This is a genomic window from Selenomonas sp. KH1T6 (assembly GCF_900108415.1).
GTDB lineage: Bacteria > Bacillota > Negativicutes > Selenomonadales > Selenomonadaceae > Selenomonas_B > Selenomonas_B ruminantium_A.
On the sequence record NZ_FNWN01000004.1, the window covers coordinates 16,502 to 42,398 of the forward strand.

Consider the following 25,897-nt stretch of genomic DNA (forward strand, 5'->3'; position numbering starts at 1 on the left):
AACGGGATGCTTTTGTCAAGCAACATTGCAAAACTCTTTGCTCCCACCCTGATGGGAGCTTTTTCATTTTTCGCTACTTCTGCCCTGATGGGGCCTCCACTCTGTTTTCAAGGATATCTCTTCCCCGGCCTTGACCTGCAGCTTGTATTCAAAGGGCTGGTCGTGCCAAACAGGGTATTTTTCGGAGATTATTTCCTTGCCATTAATGAAAAGATTATTGAAGTCCAGCCAATAAGGAACCCTTTTATCTTTGTCCCCAGGCTCACGCACATCTACGCCACGCAGCCAAATATGCAACTCTCCTGATTTCGCAACTTTCATAGTAAGGGACAACTCTCCATTTGAGGAATGAAGCATTAATCCCCCCCCGGAGGACTTTTGTAACCACTGAGGCTTACTCCATTTGGCCATATCGTCACTACATGATATAATATCAATATCTTCCGGTTTTCCTGGGAATAGTTTCATATCAACTCTGGCAGCAATATTATTCCTGAAGCGGCTAAGAGGTTTGAACCTGTCATTTACCTGATAATCGCAGGACTTCAGGCTTGCTGTCAAAGCTGGCTCTCCCTTAAATCCATTTACCCTGCTGGCTATGACATACTTAATAGTCTCAGCCAGTCCCAGTACCGCACTGCAGTGACGCAGAGAGAAAAATTTTTCCCAGTGATAATGCAAATCAGCTTGTTCATAGAACTGTTCATCGAAGCATGAAGTAAACAAACCTCTCACCTCAGAGGAATCAAAGGTCTTTTTGAAAAGCTCATTGACTTCCTCAGGAAGATGTTCTCGGTTATTCTCCCGCATGCCATGAAGACTCACTACACGCTCATTTTTTTCCGCTAAAACAAATGCCTTAAAAGGATGAATTTTTTTGTTCCTAGGAAATTTTTCATTGAGCTTTATTGCAGCCTCTGCAGTTTCTGCCGTGATGGAGTACAGATGCCCTTCAAATGGGAACTCCATCAGATGGGGACAATAACGTGCATAAATAAGGGCCATTAGCAGATTATCACTATCACAGTCTTTACTGTGAAGTTTCAGTTTCCAGAGGATAGGATCTAGCAACGGCATCAGAGTAATGTTACCAGCAAAACGATTTACCACGGCCATCTTGCCAAAATGGCTTCTGGTCCAGCCATCACGATAGAGGCGCTGAGGGTATCCAGTTGACTTGTCTGGTTTGCCGTATTTTTCCTCTATCAGACGGTAGCCATCCTCTATAACCTTCCGAATTGACTGTTCTGCTTCTTTTTCAAGCTTAGTTGCAAATCTTCCCTCATCTGGAGAAACAGATTTAATGAATGCCTCAGCATCCATTGTATATCTTTCTCTTATAGCCTCTCCGGCGCTCCCCATAACCGTATAGAACTTATCCGCAGAAATATGATTCTTGATATAAGGTTCTTTGTGAAAACCCAATTTGGTATAGGCTTCAATATTAATACAGTCTATCTGGCTGTAGTTCAACCACTTTGTCTGAGGATATGGCCTGTTCAAAGAAAAACCATAATGTTCAGCAATAGACGAAGCAATCCGATAATCTTCTGCATGAGTATGCAGTTTATCAAGAGCAGAGTTCACCCGTAGAGCATTCAAATCAGAACCAGAGCAAAGCATCAGCAAGAAAGTTAAACGGCTATCATAACCACCAGAAAGATCTACGCGAAGATAATCCGTACGCTTGGATAGTTCCTTCAGAAGATCAGTCCAAAAGTCAAACCATTCATCAAGGAGTTCAATGCCTTCTGGCGTGTCAAGAGAGTATGACATCTCATTATACTCAAGCATTTCCACAGACAGGCTTCGATTATCCTTATCAATTGAGAGACGCGCCCACCTGTCTATGATAGAAATTTCCTTCACAGGTGTCTGCGTAGGTGACTGGCTGGCCAACCTATCTATCAGAAGGTGATGCCCATAATCTTTATTGACAGTGAGAGGGTACTTTCTGCTCACATGCTGCAGAAGCCGCAGGAACGAACTGCTAAGTGCAAAGTAATCCCCCTGCCTGAACAGGTATATCCCATAACACCCGCAGAAATCCTGACGAATACTGATATGTCTCTCATTTGCCTCCACATACACATAACAGCCTCTGCCATCCAGTCCTTCGACGGCTTCTTCTGTAAGATTATCTTCCTCATAGATGCCGGTTCTCTGAACGGAGTAGCCGTAGAACCTTGTTTGCACCTCATCCAGATGCTCTGAATCTATAAGGAAAAATTCTTTCTCCACATCAAAAAAATTCTTTTCTTTCTGCCCTGCCGTATCATGCGTTTCCATGCTCCGCTCCTTTTAGTCAATCAAAAGTAGTTACTCCTCTGCCACTAACTCCGGGCAGGCCCGACCGTAATCTATATCACAACAAATATTATTATCCCCAAGAATCTCCATCAATTCTTCCCCAGGCTCAGTAGGTTGCTTTAACTTAATCCTAACCTCAAAAGACAAATCTTTAAGCAATCCCAACACTTCCTTCTGTGGCTTGGTTGCAGATTCTGTATAAATGCTTATATGCTCAATCCTACTGTCATTCTTCAACGACATCAGAATTTCATATATATTCTTCAAAGCAAAAACATCTTTACCCTCAAGTCTGAAATCCATGCAAACAGCACAATCCTGCATGATATTTTCCACATCATCCTGTGTGCTTTCCTGAGTAAGATTCATGCTTAAGAAAGGAGCTACACTACCTTCACTCATTTGAGCCTGCTTGAGTATATCTCTCATCGTCTTTGTTTTGTCTTCCGTCAATTTCTTCCTTCTCTGTTCCAGATTCTTCTGCATTACATCCAACTGACGTTTCTGTTCCCGCCATAAGACAGATATCATATCTTGCTCCAGCAAATCGTCAAAGGTTTTCCCCATGCTGGAACCATTCCAAACAATCTTCTCAAAGGGTACACCAACAGAGAGAAGTCTCCAATATGAATTCTTTGCTTGTTTCTGATCATTGAATGCAATTACTGCATAATCATATTCCGTTTCTTCCAGTGTGAGCTCTGGCAAAACCTCCATATACTTGGACAGGTAATCATAGCGCTGCGAGTCTTCATCTATCCAGCTCACAATATCAGCATAGCCAGTTTGCCGGAGTTGCCGGAAATACACCTGACCCATTTTACCTGCCCCATACAGAACAATACGGCTTCCCTTTTTTACCATATCAAAGGGAAAAGTAAAATTCTTGGTCACCTTCTCCTCCCAGATTTTGCTATGCAAGCTCATTTCTGTGCCACGAATAAAGGCTGCATCTGGCCAAGATTTCACCTTTATAAATCCTTCCTGATATAAATTTTCCCGAATTTCTTTCTTGTAGAGAGGCTTTACCGTAATGAGTACTAAAGCATCCTTTTGCTCTGCAACATCTGCCATGGTAAAGATAGGCATACCTTTATATGGTTTATCAGCAGCGCTTTTCTTGCTTACAATGAACCCTTTTACCTTATGTGCCAGCCCCTCTCTTTCCAAAATGTCATAGCATAATTTCCCAAGTTCTCCAGCCCCATACAAGTAAATAGTAGATTCATGTTCCAGTCCTTTTATAACATCTTCTGACAAGCCATAGACCCGATCATACCAATGCTGGGGGTTGTGCAGAATTTCGTAAATGTCATATACCTGACGTTCACTGTGCTGGGCAATGACCTTATAATCCACCATACCTTTCTCAGCTAGGCCACGGAAGACTTTCTGCAATCTCTCATAAAAGACCGGTTTATTCTCATAATGGATACGTTCCAGAGTCCAAAGATAGTTTTCCAAGAGCTTCTGCGTATACTGGCCCTTAAACAGTTCAAAGAGATCAGGATATTTTTCCAAGACAGACAAGATATATTCATACTCATCGCAGATGACATAAATCTTGCTGGTATCATAGACCGACGAATTGGGATTATCCCTGCGGTTCATATAATATGGCTTGTCTACAAAATAAGCACGATGGGCATGCATAAAGGTCTGGAACCAGAAGCCATTATCCTGGAAAGATGCTCCCGGAGTTTCATTATGGCGGATATTGTTATCCACAATAAACGAACGCTTGTAGATACCGCTCCAAGTGTTGAGAACAAAATTGAAGCACTCAGGCTCCTGGGCTATATCTATGATACGGTTGTAATACCACTTGCTATCAGAAAGCTTGAACAAGGTCTTGTCCAACGTCCCATCGGCATTTTCCTTGAACCTGTAAAAATCAGCCTTTACAAAGTCCACATTATTCTTCTTTGCAATCTTATACAGATCCTCAAACATATTGCCGGGCACAAAGTCATCAGTTTCCACGATGCCCACATATTCGCCGGTGGCAGCCTCCATAGCCAGATTCATCTGATGGCCGTAGCTTTTCTTGGAGGAATTGATCAGCATGATGCGATCATCCTTGGCCATAAATTCCTTGATAGTCTCAAGAGTACCGTCCGTAGAACCAGCATCCACACAGATAATCTCAATATCCTTAAGAGTCTGATTGATAACGCTTTCTATGCATTCCTTTATATACATGCCCACATTTAACGAGGGAAGCATAACACTGACCTTTATATCCTTCACAAAACTCATCCTTTCCTAGATCCTTAAAAAATGCATTCCATAATCGGTACGTTGTGGAACATATAGTCCCCCATGTCAATGATTTTAGTCTCGCTACGCTCATTGGCATTCAGGCGCTCCCTGACATTTTTGCCATACATCTCATTGGTGATGATCACATACTCGAAATCATCCTCCTGCTCCCGGCAGGGCAGGACAGTGAGATTATCTACCTGCTTGCCCTTGAGGCTGGGACTTTCGTCGATGATGCCATGTATGGTATAGCCGTGATACTTCGCAGCATCATAGAACTTCCTGCCCCAGTCACCGAACCCCCAGATATAGGTCTTGCCCTTGAGAGATTTCAACTGAGAGAACATCTCCTCATCAAACAGAGTATCGGAAGTGAATCTCAGCTTGATCCAACGCTCATAATCGTACTTGTAGAAGAAATCCTCTTCCCGCATGTCCTTCATACCCAGCTTCTCCCAGCCTTCGCTGTCCATAAACCTGCGGAAATCCAGCCGGGGCTTGAAAGCGGTGCCACCTGCTCTCAGGGCATAGGTGATGCCGGAGAGGGCCCGCCAGTAAAAGCTTCCCTTGTAAAGCTCAAAGAGCCCTTCTTCCTCCAGCCTGTCTTTCACCTTTTTCAATGCCTGATAAGCGCAGAGAGGATTTTTTCCCCGCTGGGCAGAGATCTGGTGAGCATGATGAGTGCGATATGTAACCAGCGGCTCCATGATGAAGAAAATCTTCTCTGCCAGGGCTGCCACACAACTGCCGAAATATACATCATTGGAATTGGGAATCTCCTGGAACTTCAAGTTCTTTTCCTGCAGGAAAGATTTTCGGCACAGTTTGTTCCAAGGGACGATATCCAGTGCCTCCAATAGTCTGTTGCCCAGATCTTTGCCAGAGAAAATCTTGCCTTCCACCTTTTGGCGCACAGCCAGGGACTTCTCCATAGGGTCGATGCAGTTCTTGGCCTGATTGAATTCGTTGTAGTTCACATAGACCACATCTGCTTCATTATCCCTGGCTGCCTTGTACGCCTTGCTCAGCAGCTGGCCAGAGAAATAATCGTCTGCATCCAGGAAGATAACCCACTCGCCTCTGGATACAGCCAGTCCCTCATTCCGCGATGTGCCCGCACCGACATTTTCCCTATGCTCGATAATGCGGATTCTCTTATCCCTGGCGGCATATCTCTGAAGAATTTTCCCAGAAGTATCCGTGGAAGCGTCATCTACGCAAATCAGCTCAAACTCCTTGAAGTCCTGCCCCAAGATGCTCTCAATGCTCTTGGGCAGATACGGCTCCACATTGTATACGGGCATGACGATGGAAATAACGGGATTCTCTACACTCATTTCTCTGCTCCTTTACACCCCAGACGTAAACGCCGGTGCTATATCTACATACTCATGATTTTCAAAACCTTTATAATCCAGCAGGTCGGCAATATCCCTCTGTCCCCACTCCGTCAAAGTCAGCAGGATTGCCGATTTCTCCTCCAGCTCCTCCAGCACCAGGACAGGCTTGCCCAGCCATTCATCCTTGCTGCGGCGAGAAGCCTCAGAAACCACGAAGCCGGAAAAATCACTGCCTGCTTTCAGCAAGAAGGTCCCCATCACACGGGAGATAGGCCCCAGTCCGAAGAGATAAACTTTCCTGTCCTCATTTGTCAGTCCCTTTACCTGCGCAAGCAGTTTTGCGTAGGGCTTCCAGCACAGTTCCCTGCACTCTTCCTGAGAGCCGGTCAGTGCACTCAGCTTTTCCTTGAGTTGCCTGCAATATGGCGTGGTGGGAGCAAAACTTGACAGTGTCTCACGCAGTTCCTGATAGTATTCATCAATTTCCACATCTTTGGAGCCGTGCTCAGACATCAGTTCCCTGATATTCACATAATCCCGCTGCAGCACCCTCATTTCCAGCATTTCCCGACAGAAGGGGCTGATATCTTCCTGCTTCAGCAAACGGCGATATATCTTCAGATCGTCATTGTTGCGTTTGACCACCTTGGCATTTTCCGTCAAACTGTTCTCGTTCATAAAATAGTGGTAGCGGCACACATCACTGTAAAAAATCTTCCTGGAGCGCAGGAAAAGCTTCCAGTTGAGATCAAGGTCTTCACTGGTAGCTACAGTCACATCCAGATGGTCATCCTGGAAAAGCGTCCTGCGATATACTCTGCCCCAAAGGAACCAGAAATAATCTTCCTTGGACAGCATCATATCCAGAGCTTCCTTGCCAGTCATGAATTTTTCCGTATGAACCAGCCTGCCTCCTCTGGGAGGGAAGTAATCCTCCTCATGGCCATCGGGGAAATTCTTGGTGGTGCCGGAAATGCAGATATCCAGATTTTCATCTGCCTCCATGTAGGAGATAAAATCTGTGAACAAATCCCCGTCAATCCAGTCATCACTGTCCACAAAGGCTATGTACTTTCCCTGTGCCCTGTCTATGCCGTGGTTCCTGGCAGCCGATGGCCCCTGATTCTCCTGATGAATGACCTTTATCTGGGGGTATCTCTCAGCATATTCATCGCAGATAGCAGGAGAACTGTCCTGGGAGCCGTCATCCACCAGAATAAGCTCATAGCTTTCTACATCTATTTTCAGTATGGAATCCAGGCACCTCTCCAGATAATCCTCGCAGTTGTATACGGGGACGATGATGCTCAGCATTACTTCTCGATTGTTCTGTTCCACTATGTATCTCCTCTCAGATTACTGCCACCGGCCTCCCTGCCAGCGGGGATAAAAGGCATTGCGGTAGAAATCTTCCCGCTCATAGGACATGCCGTCCCATTTGATCTTTTCCTGCTCTACGCCCAAGTCCAACAGGCGTTTCCTGATTTCCCCGGCTATATGCTCAAAGCGCACCGCTATCAGCACATAGTCAAAATCCAGCTCTTTCAGTGCCTCAGCTGGCAGGATTTCCACTCCCTGCCCTGTCTTTGGCTTGCCATCCACCAACGCCACAATGTCCACAAAGCCCTGATATCTTCCCTGATGATAGAAGGCCTGGCCCACTTCACCGGCGCCGTACAGAACAATGCGGTCATGGGGGCGAAACAGATGATAGGGGAAGATATAACCGCTCTGTCCCCCCTTGCGGTCTGACAGTAGCCTGCTTACTTCCCTGACAATCAGCGGATGCGCTTCCCCGGCCATCACCAGCATGAAGTCTCTGTACCACCACCGGGCGGCCAAGGGTATGCCTTCCAGCAGGTCTAAGTCCAGACCGGACACATATCCATACAACTCATGCCGTATCTTTTCTTCATACTCCGTTCCCCTGGCCCTCTGATAGAAGCTGAAAAAATCTTCCATGGACACATCCATAACCATGGAGCTTATTTCCTGCGGCGCATCCTTGAACAGCTCCCAAATCAGTTCGAAGGAACGGAAATGGCAGTCATAATGGCGCAGCCGTGTCTCGCCTATCAGGGAGGAAGCCTGGCCTATGCGGTAGTTCAGCAACCTTGCATGAGTTATCACTACCCGCTGTGCCTGTCTGATGGCCTGAAAGAAGAAATAGCGGTCATTGGCGCAGAGCAGGTCATCAAAGCTGATCTCATGCTCCAGCAGGAACTCCCGCCTGTACAGCTTGTTCCAGGGCATGGGGTAATGATGAATGAGGTGTCCTGCCCCGGCAGCAAAATTCCCCTGCCACAGTTCCTCAGTCTCCAAATATGGCTTCGGGATTTTCTCAGCTTTTTCAGCGTCGAAGGTGTAATAATAGCCTATGCAGATATCTGCCGCCTGACTCCGGGCCAGCGCCAGCCAGCCTTTGTAGGCCTCCGGTTCCAGCCAGTCATCTGCATCAAGGAAGTGTATATATTCCCCTCTGGCACGGGCCAGCCCATTGTTTCTGGCTATGCCGGCATGGAGATTTTCCTGCCTGAGAAGTTGCACCCTCTTGTCCTTCTGACCGTATTCCTGCAAAATTTCCCAGGATTCATCCACAGAGCCATCATCCACGCAGATGATTTCCATGCTTTCCACAGGCTGGCTGCAAACGGAATCCAGGCATTGCCTGAGATGCGCAGCCGCATTGCAGACGGGAATAATCACAGAAAGCCTTATTGCTTCAGCCAATACCCTCAGCCCTTCTTTACTGTTCTGCGACCAATGGAATCGTAGGTTACCCCAACTACCTCAGCCTGCTCCGGCTCATAACAATTTCTGCCATCCAGGATAATGGGGTTTTCCATCAGTTCCGCATATTTCTCCAGCGGGAGTTCCTTTATCTTCGGCCAATCAGTGAGTATCAAGCAAAGCTGCGCTCCCTGCAGGGTTTCCTCGGGGTTCTTGCAGTATTTCACCTGGGTAGGATACTGCTCCTTGAACCGCTCCATGCCAATGGGGTCGTATACCTTCACAATGGCCCCTTCCTCCAGCAGCATGGGAATGTTGGTCAGCGACGGCGCCTCCCGCAGATCATCCGTCCCAGGCTTGAAGGTCAGACCCAGTACCGCTACGGTTACACCTTCCAGATCTTCATAATACTTATGGGCTTTGCGGATAAGTTTTAATTTCTGATGGTCGTTGACCTCAATGGCCGCCTTGACAGTCTTGAGCTCCTGCTCATGATAGTCAGACAGCCAATGCAAAGCCTTGGTATCCTTGGGGAAGCAGGAGCCGCCGTAGCCGATGCCTGCACGCAGGAACTTACTGCCTATGCGCTTGTCGTAGCCCATGCCTTTGGCTACGTCCTCGATATCTGCCCCGATTTCCTCGCAGAGGTTGGCGATTTCGTTGATGTAGCTAATCTTCAAGGCCAGGAAGTCGTTGGAGGCGTACTTGATCATCTCCGCGCTGCGGCGGTTGGTGATGATTTTTGGGGCGGCGAAGTCCTTGTAGAGTTCCGTCAGCTTCTCCTTGGCATAATCATCCTCCACGCCCATGACAATCCTTGAAGCGTGCAAGGTATCATGCACCGCCGTACCCTGGGACAGGAACTCCGGGTTGGAGGCCACATGGAGGGGGGCTGCCCCCTCAGGTCGGTGCTCCTTGATGAGCTTTTCGATTCGCTCATTGGTGCCGATGGGAACGGTGGATTTCACTACCACTACGCACTCCCGCTCTGCAGTCTCTGCTATCTGCATGGCTACGGCATAGACGTAGTTGAGGTTGGCGGAGCCATCCCGCTTCTCCGGGGTGCCCACGCCGATGAAGATGATTTCTGCATCCTTGTAGGCGCTGGCATAGTCCGTGGTATAGGTCAGGCGCTCCTTGTTCTTTTCCATCAGGGCGTCCAGGTCTTTTTCGTAGATCAGGGCCTTGCCGTAGCGGTTCAGACTATCTATTTTCTGCTTGTCTACATCTACGCAGGTTACCTGGTGGCCGTGCTCGGCCAGGCAGACAGCGGTGACGAAACCGACATAGCCAGTGCCAGCGATTGCTATTTTCATGGTGTATTGCTCCTTTTGGTCGAGGTGTTGATAGTTGGAATATACGGCTTCGAAGTCCCCCTTCCACCACCTTCGGTGGTCCCCCTTCCCCGCAAACGGGGCAGGTAAGGTCTGCTTGTTACTTTTTCTCTCTTAGGAGGGGGAAGTAATAGTTGTTGTAGTAGTCGTCTTTTTGGTATGCGTTGCCTTGCCAGCGAATCTTTGGGGCTAGGATGCCAATTTTTATTAGGGATTCACTGATTTCTTTGGCAGCTTTTTCGTTGATTACAGCGATTAGTATTGCATCGAAGTCCATATTTTTCAGGTCTTCAATAGGGCGCACGGGAAAGTCCGGGGTATTCAGTTCCTTGGCTCTTTTGTCCACTATGCCTACGGGCTTGAGGTAGTTTTGCCGTTGCAGTTGTCGATAGAAAGACTGACCTGATTCTCCGGCGCCGTAAATGACAGTTCTCTCTCCCTCTTGGAAAAGATGATAAGGGAAGATGTATGACTGGCCCTCATTGGTTCCTCCCGCTCCTGCTTTCAGCAGATGATAGTGGTGGAAATACCAGTAGGCGAAATAGCCTTGCTCGCCGTACATATCCTTAAATACTTGGCGTATTTCTGCCTCACTACCCTCCAGCAGGCCCTGGCTGTGGTAGCCTTGCTGGATGAAGGAGGAATCTGTATCAATGATGGCAAACTCCCGCACTTTATCCTGTACTTCCGGTTTGTCACTGAACCACGGGATGTCACCCATATAGGTATCCAGCGCCTCTATCTTCGCTGCAATATTTTTGGCCTGCATTGCAATAAATCTGGCATCCCGCTTTTTTCTGGTCGTGGATGTCGCAGGACGGCGATAAATGTAGAATACATCCGGAATGCAAACATATCTCTTAGCGTAAAAAACACACCGAAAGAGGAAAATTGCATCTTCCCCAGGCCAAATACCAGTCTCAAACCTTATGCGATATTCTTCCAAGAAGTCTTTGCGGAACATTTTGTTCCAAATGGTGCCATATAATTTGCGCCCGGCCCATTGCCTGACGCGATATTCCTTGTCTACTGAAAGCAAGGTTTCTTTTTCCAAAATAGGCATATCATCGAAGATGATGGTACGGAAATCGTCTGTTGTAGCAACGTGCTCCTGATCTCCCTGGGGTATCAAACAGCCTGGAGAATGAACTACCTCCGCGCCGTACTTTTCGGCTGCCTTATGCATGATTTCCAATGTCTCCGGCATATAGAGATCATCACTGTCCAAAAAGGCAATGTATTTGCCTTTAGCGTGCTCAAGGCCCGTGTTTCTGGCGCCACCTGCTGTCTTGTTGCCTTCATGGCGATACAGGCTGATTTTCTCATTTTCACCATAAAGCCTGTTTACCAGTTCCCAGCTGCCATCCGTTGAACAGTCATCTACCACTATGATTTCGAAATCCTGAAAAGTCTGAGCTAGTACGCTATCAATAGCCTCCTGCAGATACTTCCTTGCATTGTACAGGGGCACAATTACGGATATTTCCGGCATATGATATCTCCCTCAAACTTCTTTCAGCAATCGATAATCTATAAATCCTGTCCGCCATCTCCCACGGTGATAGGCGAAGTACACGGTAGTCAGCAGTTCCCCCACATAGCCAAGGTACCTGTCCGGGCGGGTAGTTCCTGTCTCTTTGTAATGCTCCTGCATCCCCTGCAGCACCTTGAACATAAAGTTGCCATAGTCAAGATAAATATCTCTCTTTGCGATGACCATGTTGTTGGGATAATGAATCTGCCCCTCCAGGAAATCCTTGGAAAACTTAGCCAGCTCAGAATCTTCTTGCTCTATCAATCTCAGCATGAGCTGAAAATCCTGCTCATCCATGGTGGTGACAGGCAGGGTGGCGAAGTATTTGTGGACATTGGGGACGGTCAGCCGTGGGATGGTGAGAAGCACATCCACTGTGCCCTCAACCAGTGCCTGCCTGATTTCCTCTGTCAGCACGAAATGGCGGCGGTAGTGGCAGAGACCCAGGTAATTGGCTTGGGGAGCTTTCTTCCAGAGCCAGTGGGCCACAGTCAGCTCGGAATACAAGCTGTTGTAAGGGGAAAGGTTGTCGGCTTCTTCATCGTCATACTCCATTTCCGCTGTGCGGGAGCCATCGTAGGCTGCTGCCCCGCCCATGACGGGGTGGATGTAGTCCGGCAGGTTTTCCAGACTGACCTTGGCATCTTTCTGGGAGGTGGCCATGGCGAGATACACCTCATCCGTCAGCCTTGCGGCTGACCCCTTCCCCTCAAGGGGAAGGCTTTCAGTGCCCCCTTGCATCACTGTTTTTCGCAGATTCCTAACATCTTCCTCAGACAGGGGCACCTGGGTCATGGGGTAGAAGGTGAACTTTTGCTCCGGGTGCTGATGTGGGAAGATTTCCAGCATGGAGTATTCATAGGGATTCCGACCTACCGTCAGCTCCTGGCAGGCGGTGCTGATTTCTTTGAGTCCCTGCTCCCCCAGCAGCTCCGTCATGCGGTGCAGGCCGATGATTTCCTTGGGCTTCCTGCCCAGCTCTTTCAGCAAGGCTAGGACTTCCTGATGGTACTTTTCCTGCAGAGCCAGATGCACATCCGCTTCGGGGTAGGTTTTTAAGGCTTCTCTTATCTCCAGGCAGGGGCGGCCGCAGTATTCTTCTCCCTGGCCATCCAGCTTGGTGACGGCGAAGGCGGCGATGTCTGCTCCTTGGCCCTGACCTTCCAGATACCGGCAGTATTCTTCGGCAATGAGTCCTCGTCCGTAAAGTATCAGCTGGCCCACTCATCCACGCTCCCTGCAAATTTTTTCAAACACGAGTTTTCCCTCTACGATTATATAACGTAATGCGTTATCATTCAACAAAATCCACCTTCTTTTCTCAAATATCGTTAGTTTGAGCCGCTGCCAGGTCCTTTTAAGATATAATTCCTCTTGGAGGTGATACATTATGTCCATAGGCGACAAGATTCGTCAGAGGCGAAAGGAACTGGGCCTGACTCAGACGGAACTAGGAAAGCGCGTGCATAAATCTTCACAGGTCATTTCCAACTGGGAACGGGGCTACACTACCGGCATCGCCGCTGATGATCTGCGGCAGCTGGCTATCGCCTTGGACACTGATGTGCATTTTTTCGTCCCGGCTTCCCCTGAGCACCTCCCCTGGGGTTTCATGACCGCAGAAAGCTCCAGCGGCTATTTGCAGGAATCCCCCACTGACAGCCGCTTGGAGACCCTGATAGAAGCCTATCCTCACCTGGACGAGAAATCAAAAGACATCATTGAAGCTATCATAAAGCTTTCCAATAACTGAAAAAATGCCTCCGGCCAAAATCGCCGGAGGCATTTCCTTTTTCAAGCTATCAGACTATCTCTTCATGTTCTTCCGTAAGTTCCTTGTCAAGGCGTATGAGCACCCGGGTAATACGTGCTCCTTCAACTTCCTCCACATAGAACACATTGCCCTCCCAGGCAGCCATCATGCCCACCTTCGGGTCGCCGCCTATGGTGTCGTTGAGCCAGCCGCCTATGCTGTCCACATCCTCGTCCTCTATCCCGATTTCCAGGATGTCTTCCATTTCCTCCAGCAGCATCTTGGCATCTACGGAGTAGACACCATAGCCTCTTGACTCTGCCACTGGGCGTTCTTCGTCGAACTCGTCCTGGATATCTCCCACGATTTCCTCTACGATATCCTCGATGGTCACCATGCCAGAAGTGCCGCCGAACTCGTCCACTACGATAGCCAGCTGGCTACGGCCTTTCTGCATGGTTTTGAGCAGCACGCTGACATCCATGCTCTCGGGCACCACCAGGGCACGGCGGGCCATTTTCCTGAGGTTCACCTTCTGGCCCTTATGCAAGTATTTCAAGAGGTCCTTGATATGCAGGAAGCCGATGATATGGTCCTTGTCCTCCCGGCAGATGGGATAGCGGGTCATCTGCTCGGTGAAGACCGTCTCCAGATTTTCCTCCAGACTGTCCTCCAGATAAAGGCAGATCATGTCCGTGCGGGGAGTCATGATCTCACGCACATTGCGCTCGGTGAAATCGAACACATTGTCCACGAAGTCGGCTTCCGTATCATCCACCAGCCCCTGCTTGTGGCTCTCCTCCATGAGCAGGCGGATTTCTTCTTCTGTGTGGGCCAGCTCGCCGTTGCCCTCCACCTCTATGCCAAAGCGGGCCGCCACCCAGTTGGCCACATGGTTCAGGAACCAGACAAAGGGATAGAAGAGCTTCTGGAAGATCAGCATGGGCAGGGCCACCCCCAGCATGATGCTCTCCACCCTTTGGATGGCAAAGGTCTTGGGGGTCAGCTCGCCTAAAATGATATGCATGGAAGTGATGATGGCAAAGCCCAGAGCCAGGGCAATGGTGTGCCCAGCTGACAGGTCAAGGCCCATCATCTCCGTCACAGGCAGGATGAGCTTGGCCACCGCAGGCTCGCCCACCCAGCCCAGTCCCAGTGAGGCCAGGGTGATGCCCAACTGGGTCACGGACAGGGAAGTATCCAGATGGTCAGTGAGTTCCTTGGCATAGCGGGCCCGCCTGTTGCCCTCCTGTATCAGCATTTCCAGCCGGGAAGGGCGGATCTTCACGCAGGCAAACTCCGAAGCCACGAAAAAACCGTTCATGAAAACCAGGAACGCCACCAAGAACAGGTCAAATAATATAGGCACTATGTCCACTAAGAATTCCTCCATCAGCTATGTTTACGGGCAGAAGGCTTCTTCCCCTCTGCTGCCTTGCCCTGCTTCCTGCCTCTGGCAGGAGCACGGTGGCCTGCAGCCCGTCCCTTTTGGGGTGCCCCCTTGGGCAGGGCCTTGCCTCCCGGCTCCAGGGGCTTCAAGGCAATCTTGAGCTGCTTCTCCAGGAGTTCCAGCTTATAGGCTTCCTTGATATCTGCCAGAGTGATGACCGTGCCATGAACGCCTGCCCGGGCAGTGCGCCCAGCCCTGTGCAGATAGGCCTGGGCATTTTCCGGCACATCCAGGTTCACCACATAATCAATGCCGGGAATGTCCAATCCCCGGGCCGCCACATCCGTGGCCAGCAAGAGCCGCACCTTGCCCTTGCTGAAGGCGGAAACCGCGTGCTGCCGCTCCTGCTTGCCCCCTGCGCTGATCAGGGATTCCACGGAAAGCCCCTCATAGCGCAGATGGGAAAGGGTCTTTTCCACATCGAATCTCTTGTTGATGAAGACCAGCCCCCGGGTGATATTCAGGCGGCGGGTGAGCTTCCGCAGGACTTCAATCTTCTCCCGGAAAGGAGTGATGCGGTAATAGTCATCCCGCAGGCCGCTTTTGACCGCTGTGTCCTCTACCACTATATGCTCGGGATTCCCCAGGAAAGAAGCCCGCTCCAAGGCCTTGCGGGAAGTAGTGGCTGAGAAAAGCAGGATCTGCATTTCCTCCCGGGGCGGCATGAGCCGCAACACATCGGCGGTGTTCTGCAGGTTCTGGTCATCCAGCATCCTGTCAAACTCGTCCAACACCAGCACCTTGGCCTTGTTCAGCTGCAATTTCTTCCGGCGGGCCAGTTCCAGCAGCCGCCCTGCCGAGCCAATGATCAGCTGGGGCTTCTCCTTCAGCTTGTCAATCTGGCGGGCAATATTGGCCCCGCCAATAAGGCCCTGCACCCTGATCCCCAATTCCGCCTGCTGGCTGAGGTCCCGGGCAGTATTGGTTATCTGCATGGCAAGCTCATAGGTAGGGGCAAGGATCACCGCCTGAACTTCCCTGGCTTCCGCATCCAACTGCATAAGAGTGGGCAGGAGATACGCCAAAGTCTTGCCTGTCCCCGTGGGGGCCTCCCCCAAAAGGCTCTGTCCCTCCAGGGCCTTGGGCAAGATTTCCATCTGAATAGCCGTAGGCTTGGTTATATCCTGTTTTGCAAGGGCTTCGCAAAGGGGTTCGTCTACGCCCAACTGTGCAAAATCCTTTACCTCATTCATTTCGTCTCTCTCCTATATATCAATTAATCAAGGGCGCTCCCTTGTCATCGTCGAAAGTAGCTGTACACCTGGGGTAATTAGAACATCCCCAGAAGGGCCCGTTCTTCCCCCTGTGCAGGTGCAGATGACCCTCACGGCAGCGGGGGCAAAGGTACTTGTCCTTGTCCGCCCCCTTATCCAGGGTCCCCGCCTTCTTGCTCTGCTCCATAGGGCTGGCGGAATAGCGCGGTTTGTCCTGAAAGCCGCCCCAACTGTTCCTGGCAGGCGGCGCACCGTAGAGCTCCCCTCCTGCCAGCAGGGCATCAATCTCTGCCATATCCGCAGCCGAGGGAGCACCGCCCCCGCGGCTGGAGTAACTGCCATAGCCGGCAGGATTCACGGGAGCGGCAGCTCCCCTTGCCTGGCCGGCGGCAGCACTGCCCACGAAGGAGCGCCCTGCTGCCCGGCTTTTGGCATCCTCCATATCCGGCTGGCCCTCCTTGTCATTGCAGGTCAGACGGCACTTGGGATAGTTGGAGCAGCCCCAGAAAAGGCCGTTCTTGCCCTTGCGCTGCTGCAGGACACCCTGGCCGCAACGGGGGCAGACATTATCCCCCGTGACCTCCATCTTCACATGGCCCGCCTTGGCGCAGAGCTGCTTCGTGAACTCAATCTGTCCCGCCAGGAACTCGGAAAGGGTTCCCTCCCCCTCTGCCATGGAATGGAGCCTGTCCTCCCAGATAGCCGTGGAATCAGGATAGGTCATCTCATCAGGCAGGGCATCTACCAGGATATAGGCGGCAGGAGTGGGCACCAGATATTTCTTCTTGCCCGTGGGCTTCATGAACTTCCTTTTGATGAGGTCGTCTATGATAGTAGCGCGGGTAGCCTCGGTGCCGATACCGTACACGTCCTTCAACTGCTTCTTGGCTTCCTGGTTCTTCACATACTTGTGAATTTCCTTCATGCCCGCCAAAAGGGTGGAGGGAGTGAAGCGCAAGGGAGGCTTGGTGGTGCTGGTCTTCATTTCCCCCTTCTGCCAGGTAACGCCGTCCTTTTTCTTCATGGCCGGCAGTGTCTTGGCGCTTTCGTCCTCTTCCTTCTCCTGCTCATCTTCGTCCCTGGCCTTGCCCCGCACCTGAGCCTGATACATGACCTTCCAGCCCAAATCCCGCTCCGTGCGGCCGCTGGCAGTGAATAGCTCCTCATGATAGGTGACCTCCACCTTGGTCTGGTCGTACTGGTGGACGGGGTAGAACTGGGCCATATACCCCCGGGCTATGAGATGATAGAGATTCCTTTCCTCCTCCGTCATCTGCAGGACATTGGCCTTTACCGTGGTGGGAATGATGGCGTGGTGGGCAGAAATCTTCTTGTCATTCCAGGCCCGGCTCTCTATCTTCAGATTAGCCCCGGGCACCCAGCTGGCCAGCTGCTCATCCCCTGCCACCGCCAGATTGCCCAGGATAGTTGCCGCATCCTTCCTCTGGTTGGTGGGCAGATACTCACAGTCAGAACGGGGATAGGTGGTAAGCTTCTTCTCATAGAGCTTCTGGGCCGTATCCAGCACCAACTGGGGCGCATAGCCGTAGCGCTTGCCCGCCAGCACCTGCAGCGTAGAGAGGGAAAAGGGCAGGGGCTGCGGCTCCTGCTTCTTGGTTTTCTGGTAGTTGCTGATGACGCCCTCCAGAGGCTTCTCACCGAACTCCTTGAGCTTCGCCTCTGCCACGACCTTGTCCACCAACCGGTTCTCGCTATCCAGTCCCGCCTGGGTATCCTCCGGCTTCCACTGGGCAGTGAAGCTGCCATTCTCATGCTGGAAAATGCCCCGGATAGTATAATAGTCCACCGGCTTGAAATTCTCTATCTCCCGCTCACGGCGCACCACCAAAGAGAGGGTCGGGGTCTTCACCCGGCCGATGGGCAGCACCAGCTTGTCATGACCTGCCCTGCGGGCCGCCAGGGTATAGGCCCGGGAAAGGTTCATACCAATGAGCCAGTCAGCTCTGGCACGAGCCAGCGCCGATTGCTTCAGATTGAAGAAATCCTTGTTGTCCCTGAGGTCTGCGTTAGCTTCTTTGATGCTCTTTTCGTCCAGGGCGTTCAGCAGGATTCTCCGCACAGGCTTCTTGTTCCCCAGATAATCAAGCACCTCGTCCACCAATAGCTGCCCCTCACGGTCAGGGTCGCCGCCGTGGACAATCTCGTCCGCCTTTTCGATTAGGCCCTTCACAATGGCAAACTGCTTCTCGCAGTCCTTGGCCACATAGAGCTGCCACTTCCCGGGGATAATGGGCAGGTCTTCGGCCCGCCAGCGCTTGTAGCGCTCATCGTATTCCTCCGGCTCCGCCTGCCTGAGGATATGGCCAAAGAGCCAGGTAACTACCCCGCCTTTGGTCACCAGATACCCGTCTCTCCGCTCCACGGGCCCCGGCAGGCATTTGGCGATTTCCCGGCCCATGCTGGGCTTCTCGGCAATATATAGACGCAAAATACTTCCTCCCTATACAATCTTGAACTTTATTCTACCATATTTCCCGCAAACTCTCGACCAGAATATCAAGGAAAGTTATGCCTATTATGCAATATTATATATAGTATTTGACATCAGTATAACAATGGCGTTATAATCAATTTACAAGATTACAAATCACAAGGAGGAGCTGTCCATGGCAGAGAAGAAATTTCCCCTTTCCCAGGAAAGACTTGAAGAGGTTATCAAGGATCATCCCACTCCCTTCCATCTCTATGATGAAAAGGGCATCCGGGAAAATATCCGCCGCCTGAAGAAGGCCTTTGCCTGGGCGCCGGAATTCCGTGAGCACTTCGCCGTGAAGGCCACCCCCAATCCCCGCATCGTGCAGATTCTGGCTGAGGAAGGTGCCGGCACCGACTGCAGCAGCCTGCCGGAGCTCCTGATTTCCAAGGCCGCCGGAGTCACGGGAGAGAAGATCATGCTCACCTCCAATGACACCCCTGCCGACGAGTTCCAGAAGGCCATCGAGCTGGGAGCCATCATCAACCTGGACGACCTTTCCCATCTGGACTATCTGGAAAAGAACGCAGGCCTGCCCTCCTGCCTTTCCTTCCGCTTCAATCCCGGCAACCTCATTGAAGGCAACGACATCATCGGCCGCCCCACGGAAGCCAAGTACGGCCTGCCCCATGACCAGCTGCTGGAGGGCTACAAGCGGGCCAAGGAAAAGGGCGTGAAGCGCTTCGGCCTCCACACCATGGTCATTTCCAACGAGCTCAGGAGCGAGGGCCTCATCTACACCGCCGAGCTCATGTTCAAGCTGGCGGTGGAAATCAAGGAAAAGCTGGGCATTGCCCTGGAATTCGTCAATCTGGGGGGCGGCATCGGCATCCCCTACCGCCCCGAGGAAGAACCTGTCAACCTGGAAGAGGTGGGGCAGGGCATCAAGGCCCTCTACGAGAAGTACATGATCCCGAGCGGCCTGGGCCACGCCGCCATTGCCATGGAAAGCGGCCGCGCCATGACCGGTCCCTCCGGCTGGCTGGTATCCACAGTGCTCCATGAGAAGAAGACCTACAAGGACTACATCGGCCTGGACTCCTGCATGTCCAACCTTATGCGCCCCGCACTTTATGGAGCTTACCACCATATCACAGTGGTAGGCAAGGAGAAGGCCCACCCGGACCACCTCTACGACATCACCGGCTCTCTCTGCGAGAACAATGACAAATTCGCCATCGACCGCCGCCTGCCGGAAATCGCCATTGGTGACCGCATCATCATCCACGACACTGGCGCCCACGGCCACGCCATGGGTTTCAACTACAACGGCAAGCTCTGGAGCGCCGAACTCTTGCTGAAGGAAGATGGCTCCATAGAGCTTATCCGCCGTGCCCAGACCATAGATGACTACTTCGCTACTTTGCGCTATCCCGGCTCTCTCCTCTGAAGGAAGCCTGGCATATCTTAATAAATTTCCCCATGAACAAGCAGGGGGCAGACCTCGCGTCTGCCCCCTGCTTTTTAGCTTTATCTTCTTAAATCAAAGCTTGAATCTTGCCACCTGCTTCAGGAGTTTCTGCGTGCCCTCCAGAGAAGCGGTGACCCTTTCCATGATGGTATTGGCATTGCCTGCCATATCCGTGACTTTCTCCGCTATGCGGGTATTGCCCATGGCCCCTTCATGGGCGGCCTTGGCAATCTCGTCCATGGCATTGCCCATGGTCTCGATATCTGCATTGAGCCTGTCGGCAGATTCTGCACTCTGGCGGGTGAAGTCATTGAGGTAGGCCGCATCCTGCTTGTAGCGCTCAGCGGTCTTGCCCATGGCATCATAGTCCACATGGACCGTGCCGTCAATGAAGTTCAGTATGTCGAAAGCCCCCTTGGAGAGATTCTCCACCGCCAGAGTCACCTGGCTGGTGAGGCCCTTGATGGTATCTGCCGTACGGGTGGACTGCTCGGCCAGCTTCCTGACCTCATCTGCCACCACGGCAAAGCCCCTGCCTGCCTCGCCGGCCCGGGCCGACTCTATGGCGGCGTTCAGGGCCAAGAGATTCGTCTGCTCGGCAATCTCGCTGATGTCCCCTGTGAGCTGCTCAATCTTGCCCACCACCTTGGAGGATTCGATGGCGTCCTCCAGTGAGTTCTTGCTGTCAGCGTAGAGCTTTTCTGCCGCCGCAATGGACTTGGCTGTGCTTTCCTGGAGCTTGCCCGCCCGCTTGTCTATCTCCTCCGTGTACTTCTGGCTCTTCCTGGCCTCGGCGGAGTTTGCTTCAATAGCGGCTTTCAGCTGGTCGCTGAGGGTCTGCATATTCACGGTAGAAGCAGCAGTTTCCTCCATGCCGGCAGCCATTTCCTCGGTGACAGCAGACATATCCTGGGCGCTGTCATTGAGGCTGGCTATGAGCTGCTCAATCTCTGCCACCATTTCCGCATTGCTCTCAGACTCCTGCTTCACATCCTTCAGCACGGTGCGCAGGGCGGCCTGCATCCTGGACACTGCCTGCACCACCTGGCCTATCTCATCCTGGCGGCGGGTGAGGGTCTCGGGAATCTCCTGAGTGAGGTCACCATCTGCCACATTGTTCAGCTCTCCCACCGTGCGCTTCAAGGGACTGACGATATCCTTGGCAATGTAGAGGGCAATGCCCGTGCCCAAAGCCAGCCCCAGCACGATGATGACCAGGAAGATCTTGATGGAGCGGTCATAGGCCTCATTATTGGCGGCAAAGAGCAGCTTGCCCTGGAACACATTGTCCGGGGTCAGCACGCTCATATGTCCCGAAATGCTGCCCACGCTGCCCAGGGCTTCAAAAGTCTTGATGCGGTCTTCCGGTGAATTGGAAAGGCTCTCTGTGCTCTTGACTTTACCCTTCACCTCTGCCAGAGCTTTTTCCAGCTGGCCGATGGCCTGCTGAGCTCTCTCGCTGTCGTCTATCTCCTTGACCTTGGCAATATCCCCCTCTATGGCGGCCAGAGCACCTTCCATATCCCCCACCAGGATCTTCTTTTCCTCCGGGGAATAATTCTTCAGGAGCAGATAAGCAACATCGGCATCCAGGGTCCGAAGCTGATTATTGGCATCATTGAGATACTGGGTAGTCATGAGGTTGGAACTGTAAAGGTCATCCACCGCCTGCTTGGACTGACTGTTGTAGTAGATGCCCACCCCTGCTATGATGACGATGATGAAGAGCATCACTGTAGTCAGGAGCAGGATCTTTATTCTGACTGATAAATTCTCAAGCATGATTGCAGCCCCCCTTATTTAGCAAACTGGGAGACATTCTCCCTGGTGATGGCCGTAAAGGGCACCAGCACGTTTTCAGGCTTCTGCCCCTGCATAGCTTGCTGTACCAGAGTGAAGACCCCCTTGGCCTGTCCTGCTGCATCCTGCTTCACAGTCTGTGCCATCTCCCCGGCCTTGATAGCTTTCAAGGCATCATCCGAGGCATCCACCCCGGAAACCAGGCACCCCTGGAGGCGGCCTGCTCCCTTCAGGGCAGCGATGGCTCCCATGGCCATGCCGTCATTGCCGCAGATGACTGCGTCAATCTGGGGGAACATATCAAGCCACAGGGACATGTCCTTCATGGCTACGGCGGTGCTCCACTGGGCATCGGCAAAGGCTAGCAGCTTCACATCGGAACGCTGATCCAGGCAGTATTTCTTGAAGCCTTCCCAGCGGCCCTCGGCGGCTGCATTGCCGCTGGCCCCTTTCAGATACACCACTTTGGCTCCCTGGGGCAATGCTTTCGCCATGAACTCCCCCTGCATCCTGCCTGCTTCCAGGTCATCAGAGTAGGACTTCAGGTATTCGCCCCCATCGGGGAAGCGATTCACGCAGACAATGGGAATGCCCATTTCATTGGCCTTCTGCACCGTAGGCACGATAGAGGCGCTGTCAGCCGGCAAGAGAACTATGGCTGAAGGCTTCTGCTCCAGAGCCTCATTCAGCTGATCGATCTGGAAATTGCCGTCATTCTTGCCATCAAGATACTCCACCTGCCAGCCGGTGCTGCCTGCCTGGGCCTTGAATTCATCCCGGAGGGTATCCGTGAAACCGTCCCCATCTTTGTAGTTGGCATAGATTACCGTACCGCTGCCGCCCCCGGAGGAACCGCCGCAGCCTGCCAGGGCCATAGCAGCTATCACAGCTCCTGCCACAGCCCCCAATGCTTTTTTCTTTACCATGGATATACCCCCTGTCAAAGCTAAATGCCTGTCATCTCCATAATTTTTTCATCTTTAGGATAATTCGCCACTCAACCTCCATAATCCTATCGGGACACAAAAAAAGCAGGAAAGGACTGCCCCTTCCTGCCTTGTTCCTATATTTCTGCCTTTTTTCCTTCGCTGTCTTCAGCCAGAGGCACCAGCAGATGCATCCTGGTTCCCCGGCCCAGGGCACTGTCCATGGAGATGACAATGCCGTGCTGCTCCGCGATCCACTTGGCAATGGAGAGCCCCAGCCCCGTGCCGCCTGCTCCCGTGCCCTTGGTGCGGGAGCTGTCCACCCGGTAGAAGCGCTCGAAGATTTTTTGCTGGTCCTCCTTGGCGATGCCGATGCCATCGTCCGCCAGGATAATCTCCAGCGTCCTGCCATCCGGCAATCTCCTGCAGGAAGCCGTTATATGGCCGCCGGCAGGCGTATACTTGATACTGTTTTCCAGGAAGATGCGCAGCAGCTGCCGCAGGGTGACCTTGTCTCCGTACACCAGCCCCTCGCAGCATTCCAGCAGCTCCACGCTATGGGTCTTAGTCACCAGCTTCATCTTGCTCATGACCTCTTCCAGCAGCTGCCCCATATCCAGGATTTCCTTATGGAGCACCTGACGCTTCTGGTCAGCCCGGGCCAGGAACAGCAATTTTTCAATAAGCTCCTGCATATTTTCTGCCTCAGACCTAATGGAGGCAATGCCCTCATCCAGCACCTTGGCATCCTCCCGGCCCCAGCGGGAAAGGAGGTCAGAATACCCCAGGATAACCGTCACAGGTGTCCTCAGCTCATGGGAGGCATCGGACACAAAGCGCTTCTGCTGCTCGAACCCCCGCTCCAGCCTTTCCAGCATGTGGTTGAAAGTCTCCGCCAGCACTGCCAGCTCATCCCTGGTCTGGGGCACCTCCAGCCTCCGTCCCAGCTGGGAAACCTCAATCTCCCGGGCAGAGTCCGTGATGTTCCTGATGGGGCTCAATATCCTCTTGCTGACAAAGTAGCCCACCACCAGAGCCAGGATACAGCCCACCAGCGTGGTGATGAAAAGGAACTTCTGCAAAGTGGCAAGGAAATTCCTCTCCGCCGTGATGGTGCGGAAAAAGTGCAGCTGGTAAATCTGCCCCTGATAATCCACCGTAGCCTTGGCATGGTAGATGGAGAAATTCTTCAGCTCCGACACCCGCATGTTCTGGTCAGCCCAAAAGGGCGGATCGCCGATTTCATTGGCCTCGATTATCTCTATGGACGGATAGTGGTCATCGTTCTGGTAGATCATCTGTCCCGCAATGTCGGTGATGCGGAGCACCACCCCGGGCATGACCGGGCTCTTCCGCCAGAAGGCCGGATTCTGCATCCTGCCGCTTTGGAAATCCTCCAGCATGTGCTGCATGCTCATCTCGATTTCCACCTCAGCCTGATGGTAGAAGGAGAAAAACACCCCCAGCCCCGTCACCACGCTGGAGAGGATCAGCACCACCATGAGGATGGCAGCATAGAGGAAGGTTATCTTGGTAGATATCCTCATGCGCAGGGCCGCCCTGATTATGACCCGGCCCCGGCGAAATTGCCGCCTAATCCCTGATAACATAACCTACTCCCCGGACGGTGTAGATGTATTTCTTGCCAAAACGGTCATCAATCTTCGCCCTGAGATAGCGGATATAGACATCCACCACATTGGTGTCGCCGGAATAGTCATAGCCCCAGACCTGCTCCAGTATCTGGTCGCGGGTAAGCACCGTGCGCTTGTTCCGCATGAGGAATTCCAGGAGGTCATACTCCCTGCGGGTGAGCTGCACAGGAACATCTCCCACCTCCACCTCATAGGTGTTGGGATAGAGCACCAGCTCGCCCACCTTATAGCTCTCTCTCTGGTTCTGGATGGGATTCCCCTGTGATTTCCTCAAGACATTCCTCACCCGGGCAAAGAGCTCCTGAATGGCAAAGGGCTTGGTCATGTAGTCATCAGCCCCGATGTCAAGGCCGTTTACCTTATCCTCCACATCGTCCCTGGCCGTGAGCATGATGATGGGCACCTGGGAGAACTCCCGCACCCGCTGGCAGATGGTCATGCCATCCATCCCCGGCAGCATGAGGTCCAGGAGAATCAGGTCGTAATTCTCCGTCTTGATAAGCTCAAAGGCCTTTGCCCCGTTTTCCTCGGTGGTGACCTTGAAGCCCTCATGCTCCATCTCAATCTGCAGGAACCTGGCAATGCGCAGCTCATCCTCCACAATGAGAATATGTACGTTATTGTTGTTCATGGAATCCTTACCTCCGCAATCAAAACCCTGGCCAGCATAGTCAAAAAGGGTATGGCCAAGCCTATACCCTTACTATATACCGTAACGAAATTCTTGAAAAGATATTTGATGAAAATCTAACCTAAATTTAATCCAATTTTAATTTAAATTTAATACTGGCTGGACCCAGTCCGCTCCCCCAGATACATCTCCCGGAAGAGGCGGATAAGATGCGCGCTGGAAGTGGAAAGAGTGCGGTTCTTGAGCCAGGCAATCACTGTATGGGTGCTCATCTCAGGCTCCACCAGCTTTTTGTAGATGAGATTGCCATCCGTCAGAAGCGTCTTGGAAGACACGGGCAGGAGCGCCATGCCCATGCCCATTTTCGTCAGGAGCAGGTCCTGCACTATGCTGTCGCTGACGCAGACGATGTTGGGCGTAAAGCCCTGCTTCTTGCAGTTGGCCGTAAAGACAGACTGCCAGCGCAGGGGCACCAGCAGGGGCACATCCTTCAATTCTGACAGCTGCACTTCATGTGCCTTTTCCCCAATCTCCTGCTCCCGGTTCATGATGACCACCAGAGGCTCATTGGGCAGCACGATGGATTCATAGACCTTGGCGTCCACCTGGGTGCGGGTAATGCCGATCTCGATGACCCGGTTGTCCAAAAGTTCCAGGATGCGGGCTCCCTCTGCCTCCCAGATCTGATATGTAACCTGGGGATAACGGCGGTGGAACTCAGCCAGGAGCTCCGGCACCAGCATGGCCCCGGAAGTGGTGATAGTGCCCAGTCGCACTGCCCCTGCCACCCCGGATCCCATCTCCGTGATTTCCCGCACGGCTCCGTCCACAATGCCCAGGATATGCTCCACCCGGGCATACATGACCTTGCCTGCATCCGTCAGGCGTATGCGGCGGCTGCCCCGCTCAAAGAGCTGCACTCCCAAAGAGGTCTCCAGCCGCTTCATCTGCCTGGAAAGTGCAGGCTGGGCAATATCCAGCCGCTGGGCAGCGTGACTGATATTTCCTTCCTCTACAATGGCATAGAAGGCCCGCATGTCCTTTATTTCCATA

Annotated in this window: 18 protein-coding genes; 2 read left to right on the forward strand and 16 right to left on the reverse strand. The window is 52.1% G+C overall.

Annotation, left to right across the window (positions count from 1 at the left end; all coding sequences use genetic code 11):
• Positions 1 to 63 precede the first annotated feature (63 nt).
• From BLW59_RS03725 to BLW59_RS03760, 8 genes are all read right to left on the reverse strand, one after another.
• Positions 64 to 2,289 (reverse strand): hypothetical protein, encoded by a 2,226-nt coding sequence (locus BLW59_RS03725; protein WP_074696323.1) that lies wholly within the window; start codon positions 2,287 to 2,289, stop codon positions 64 to 66.
• A 30-nt stretch (positions 2,290 to 2,319) separates the two neighbouring features.
• Positions 2,320 to 4,560 (reverse strand): glycosyltransferase family 2 protein, encoded by a 2,241-nt coding sequence (locus BLW59_RS03730; RefSeq protein ID WP_175463353.1) that lies wholly within the window; start codon positions 4,558 to 4,560, stop codon positions 2,320 to 2,322.
• 23 nt (positions 4,561 to 4,583) lie between these two features.
• Complete coding sequence (locus BLW59_RS03735) at positions 4,584 to 5,909, reverse strand: glycosyltransferase family 2 protein (RefSeq protein WP_074696327.1); 1,326 nt, start codon at positions 5,907 to 5,909, stop codon at positions 4,584 to 4,586.
• Positions 5,910 to 5,921: 12 nt separating this feature from the next.
• On the reverse strand, positions 5,922 to 7,250 hold the full coding sequence (locus BLW59_RS03740; RefSeq protein ID WP_139283534.1) for a glycosyltransferase: 1,329 nt from the start codon (positions 7,248 to 7,250) through the stop codon (positions 5,922 to 5,924).
• Between the two features lie 18 nt (positions 7,251 to 7,268).
• The gene (locus tag BLW59_RS03745; protein WP_074696332.1) at positions 7,269 to 8,642 is read right to left on the reverse strand and encodes a glycosyltransferase; all 1,374 of its coding nucleotides are present in this window, start codon (positions 8,640 to 8,642) and stop codon (positions 7,269 to 7,271) included.
• 5 nt (positions 8,643 to 8,647) lie between these two features.
• Entirely contained in the window at positions 8,648 to 9,958 is a 1,311-nt protein-coding gene (locus BLW59_RS03750; RefSeq protein ID WP_074696334.1) for a UDP-glucose dehydrogenase family protein, read from the reverse strand.
• A 118-nt stretch (positions 9,959 to 10,076) separates the two neighbouring features.
• Positions 10,077 to 11,468 (reverse strand): glycosyltransferase family 2 protein, encoded by a 1,392-nt coding sequence (locus BLW59_RS03755; RefSeq protein WP_074696335.1) that lies wholly within the window; start codon positions 11,466 to 11,468, stop codon positions 10,077 to 10,079.
• Positions 11,469 to 11,480: 12 nt separating this feature from the next.
• A complete protein-coding gene (locus BLW59_RS03760; protein ID WP_074696336.1) occupies positions 11,481 to 12,734 on the reverse strand; it encodes a DUF4422 domain-containing protein in 1,254 nt (417 codons plus the stop codon).
• Between the two features lie 166 nt (positions 12,735 to 12,900).
• Between BLW59_RS03760 and BLW59_RS03765 the strand changes: the two genes are divergently transcribed.
• Positions 12,901 to 13,263, forward strand: coding sequence for a helix-turn-helix domain-containing protein (locus tag BLW59_RS03765; RefSeq protein WP_074696338.1), 363 nt, complete (start codon positions 12,901 to 12,903; stop codon positions 13,261 to 13,263).
• A gap of 49 nt (positions 13,264 to 13,312) precedes the next feature.
• Here BLW59_RS03765 and BLW59_RS03770 read toward each other — a convergent pair whose 3' ends face one another.
• Genes BLW59_RS03770 through BLW59_RS03780 form a run of 3 tightly spaced genes read right to left on the reverse strand, consistent with a single transcriptional unit; the run spans position 13,313 to position 18,376 of the window.
• On the reverse strand, positions 13,313 to 14,641 hold the full coding sequence (locus tag BLW59_RS03770) for a hemolysin family protein (RefSeq protein WP_029541014.1): 1,329 nt from the start codon (positions 14,639 to 14,641) through the stop codon (positions 13,313 to 13,315).
• A gap of 14 nt (positions 14,642 to 14,655) precedes the next feature.
• Positions 14,656 to 15,906 (reverse strand): DEAD/DEAH box helicase, encoded by a 1,251-nt coding sequence (locus BLW59_RS03775; RefSeq protein ID WP_074696340.1) that lies wholly within the window; start codon positions 15,904 to 15,906, stop codon positions 14,656 to 14,658.
• Positions 15,907 to 15,925: 19 nt separating this feature from the next.
• Positions 15,926 to 18,376 carry a DNA topoisomerase 3 gene (locus BLW59_RS03780; protein ID WP_074696342.1) on the reverse strand — a complete coding sequence of 817 codons (2,451 nt, stop codon included), beginning with the start codon at positions 18,374 to 18,376 and terminating at the stop codon, positions 15,926 to 15,928.
• A gap of 178 nt (positions 18,377 to 18,554) precedes the next feature.
• Here BLW59_RS03780 and BLW59_RS03785 point away from each other — a divergent pair, with 178 nt between their 5' ends.
• A complete protein-coding gene (locus BLW59_RS03785; RefSeq protein ID WP_074696344.1) occupies positions 18,555 to 19,811 on the forward strand; it encodes a diaminopimelate decarboxylase family protein in 1,257 nt (418 codons plus the stop codon).
• A gap of 93 nt (positions 19,812 to 19,904) precedes the next feature.
• On the opposite strand, the gene BLW59_RS03790 is transcribed toward BLW59_RS03785, so the two are convergent.
• From BLW59_RS03790 to BLW59_RS03810, 5 genes are all read right to left on the reverse strand, one after another.
• Entirely contained in the window at positions 19,905 to 21,614 is a 1,710-nt protein-coding gene (locus BLW59_RS03790; protein ID WP_074696346.1) for a methyl-accepting chemotaxis protein, read from the reverse strand.
• 14 nt (positions 21,615 to 21,628) lie between these two features.
• Positions 21,629 to 22,558 (reverse strand): sugar ABC transporter substrate-binding protein, encoded by a 930-nt coding sequence (locus tag BLW59_RS03795; RefSeq protein WP_074696348.1) that lies wholly within the window; start codon positions 22,556 to 22,558, stop codon positions 21,629 to 21,631.
• Between the two features lie 137 nt (positions 22,559 to 22,695).
• Positions 22,696 to 24,105 (reverse strand): ATP-binding protein, encoded by a 1,410-nt coding sequence (locus BLW59_RS03800; RefSeq protein ID WP_074696350.1) that lies wholly within the window; start codon positions 24,103 to 24,105, stop codon positions 22,696 to 22,698.
• A 46-nt stretch (positions 24,106 to 24,151) separates the two neighbouring features.
• Positions 24,152 to 24,844 carry a response regulator transcription factor gene (locus BLW59_RS03805; protein ID WP_074696352.1) on the reverse strand — a complete coding sequence of 231 codons (693 nt, stop codon included), beginning with the start codon at positions 24,842 to 24,844 and terminating at the stop codon, positions 24,152 to 24,154.
• Positions 24,845 to 24,993: 149 nt separating this feature from the next.
• A complete protein-coding gene (locus BLW59_RS03810) occupies positions 24,994 to 25,896 on the reverse strand; it encodes a LysR family transcriptional regulator (protein WP_074696354.1) in 903 nt (300 codons plus the stop codon).
• Between the last annotated feature and the right edge of the window lies 1 nt (position 25,897).

Coding starts and splice junctions, on each gene's coding strand:
- BLW59_RS03725 (WP_074696323.1), bottom strand. CDS start 2,289: ATGGAAACGCATGATACGGCAGGGCAGAAAGAAAAGAATTTTTTTGAT.
- BLW59_RS03735 (WP_074696327.1), bottom strand. CDS start 5,909: ATGAGTGTAGAGAATCCCGTTATTTCCATCGTCATGCCCGTATACAAT.
- BLW59_RS03750 (WP_074696334.1), bottom strand. CDS start 9,958: ATGAAAATAGCAATCGCTGGCACTGGCTATGTCGGTTTCGTCACCGCT.
- BLW59_RS03755 (WP_074696335.1), bottom strand. CDS start 11,468: ATGCCGGAAATATCCGTAATTGTGCCCCTGTACAATGCAAGGAAGTAT.
- BLW59_RS03765 (WP_074696338.1), top strand. CDS start 12,901: ATGTCCATAGGCGACAAGATTCGTCAGAGGCGAAAGGAACTGGGCCTG.
- BLW59_RS03775 (WP_074696340.1), bottom strand. CDS start 15,906: ATGAATGAGGTAAAGGATTTTGCACAGTTGGGCGTAGACGAACCCCTT.
- BLW59_RS03785 (WP_074696344.1), top strand. CDS start 18,555: ATGGCAGAGAAGAAATTTCCCCTTTCCCAGGAAAGACTTGAAGAGGTT.
- BLW59_RS03790 (WP_074696346.1), bottom strand. CDS start 21,614: ATGCTTGAGAATTTATCAGTCAGAATAAAGATCCTGCTCCTGACTACA.
- BLW59_RS03795 (WP_074696348.1), bottom strand. CDS start 22,558: ATGGTAAAGAAAAAAGCATTGGGGGCTGTGGCAGGAGCTGTGATAGCT.
- BLW59_RS03800 (WP_074696350.1), bottom strand. CDS start 24,105: ATGAGGATATCTACCAAGATAACCTTCCTCTATGCTGCCATCCTCATG.
- BLW59_RS03805 (WP_074696352.1), bottom strand. CDS start 24,844: ATGAACAACAATAACGTACATATTCTCATTGTGGAGGATGAGCTGCGC.
- BLW59_RS03810 (WP_074696354.1), bottom strand. CDS start 25,896: ATGGAAATAAAGGACATGCGGGCCTTCTATGCCATTGTAGAGGAAGGA.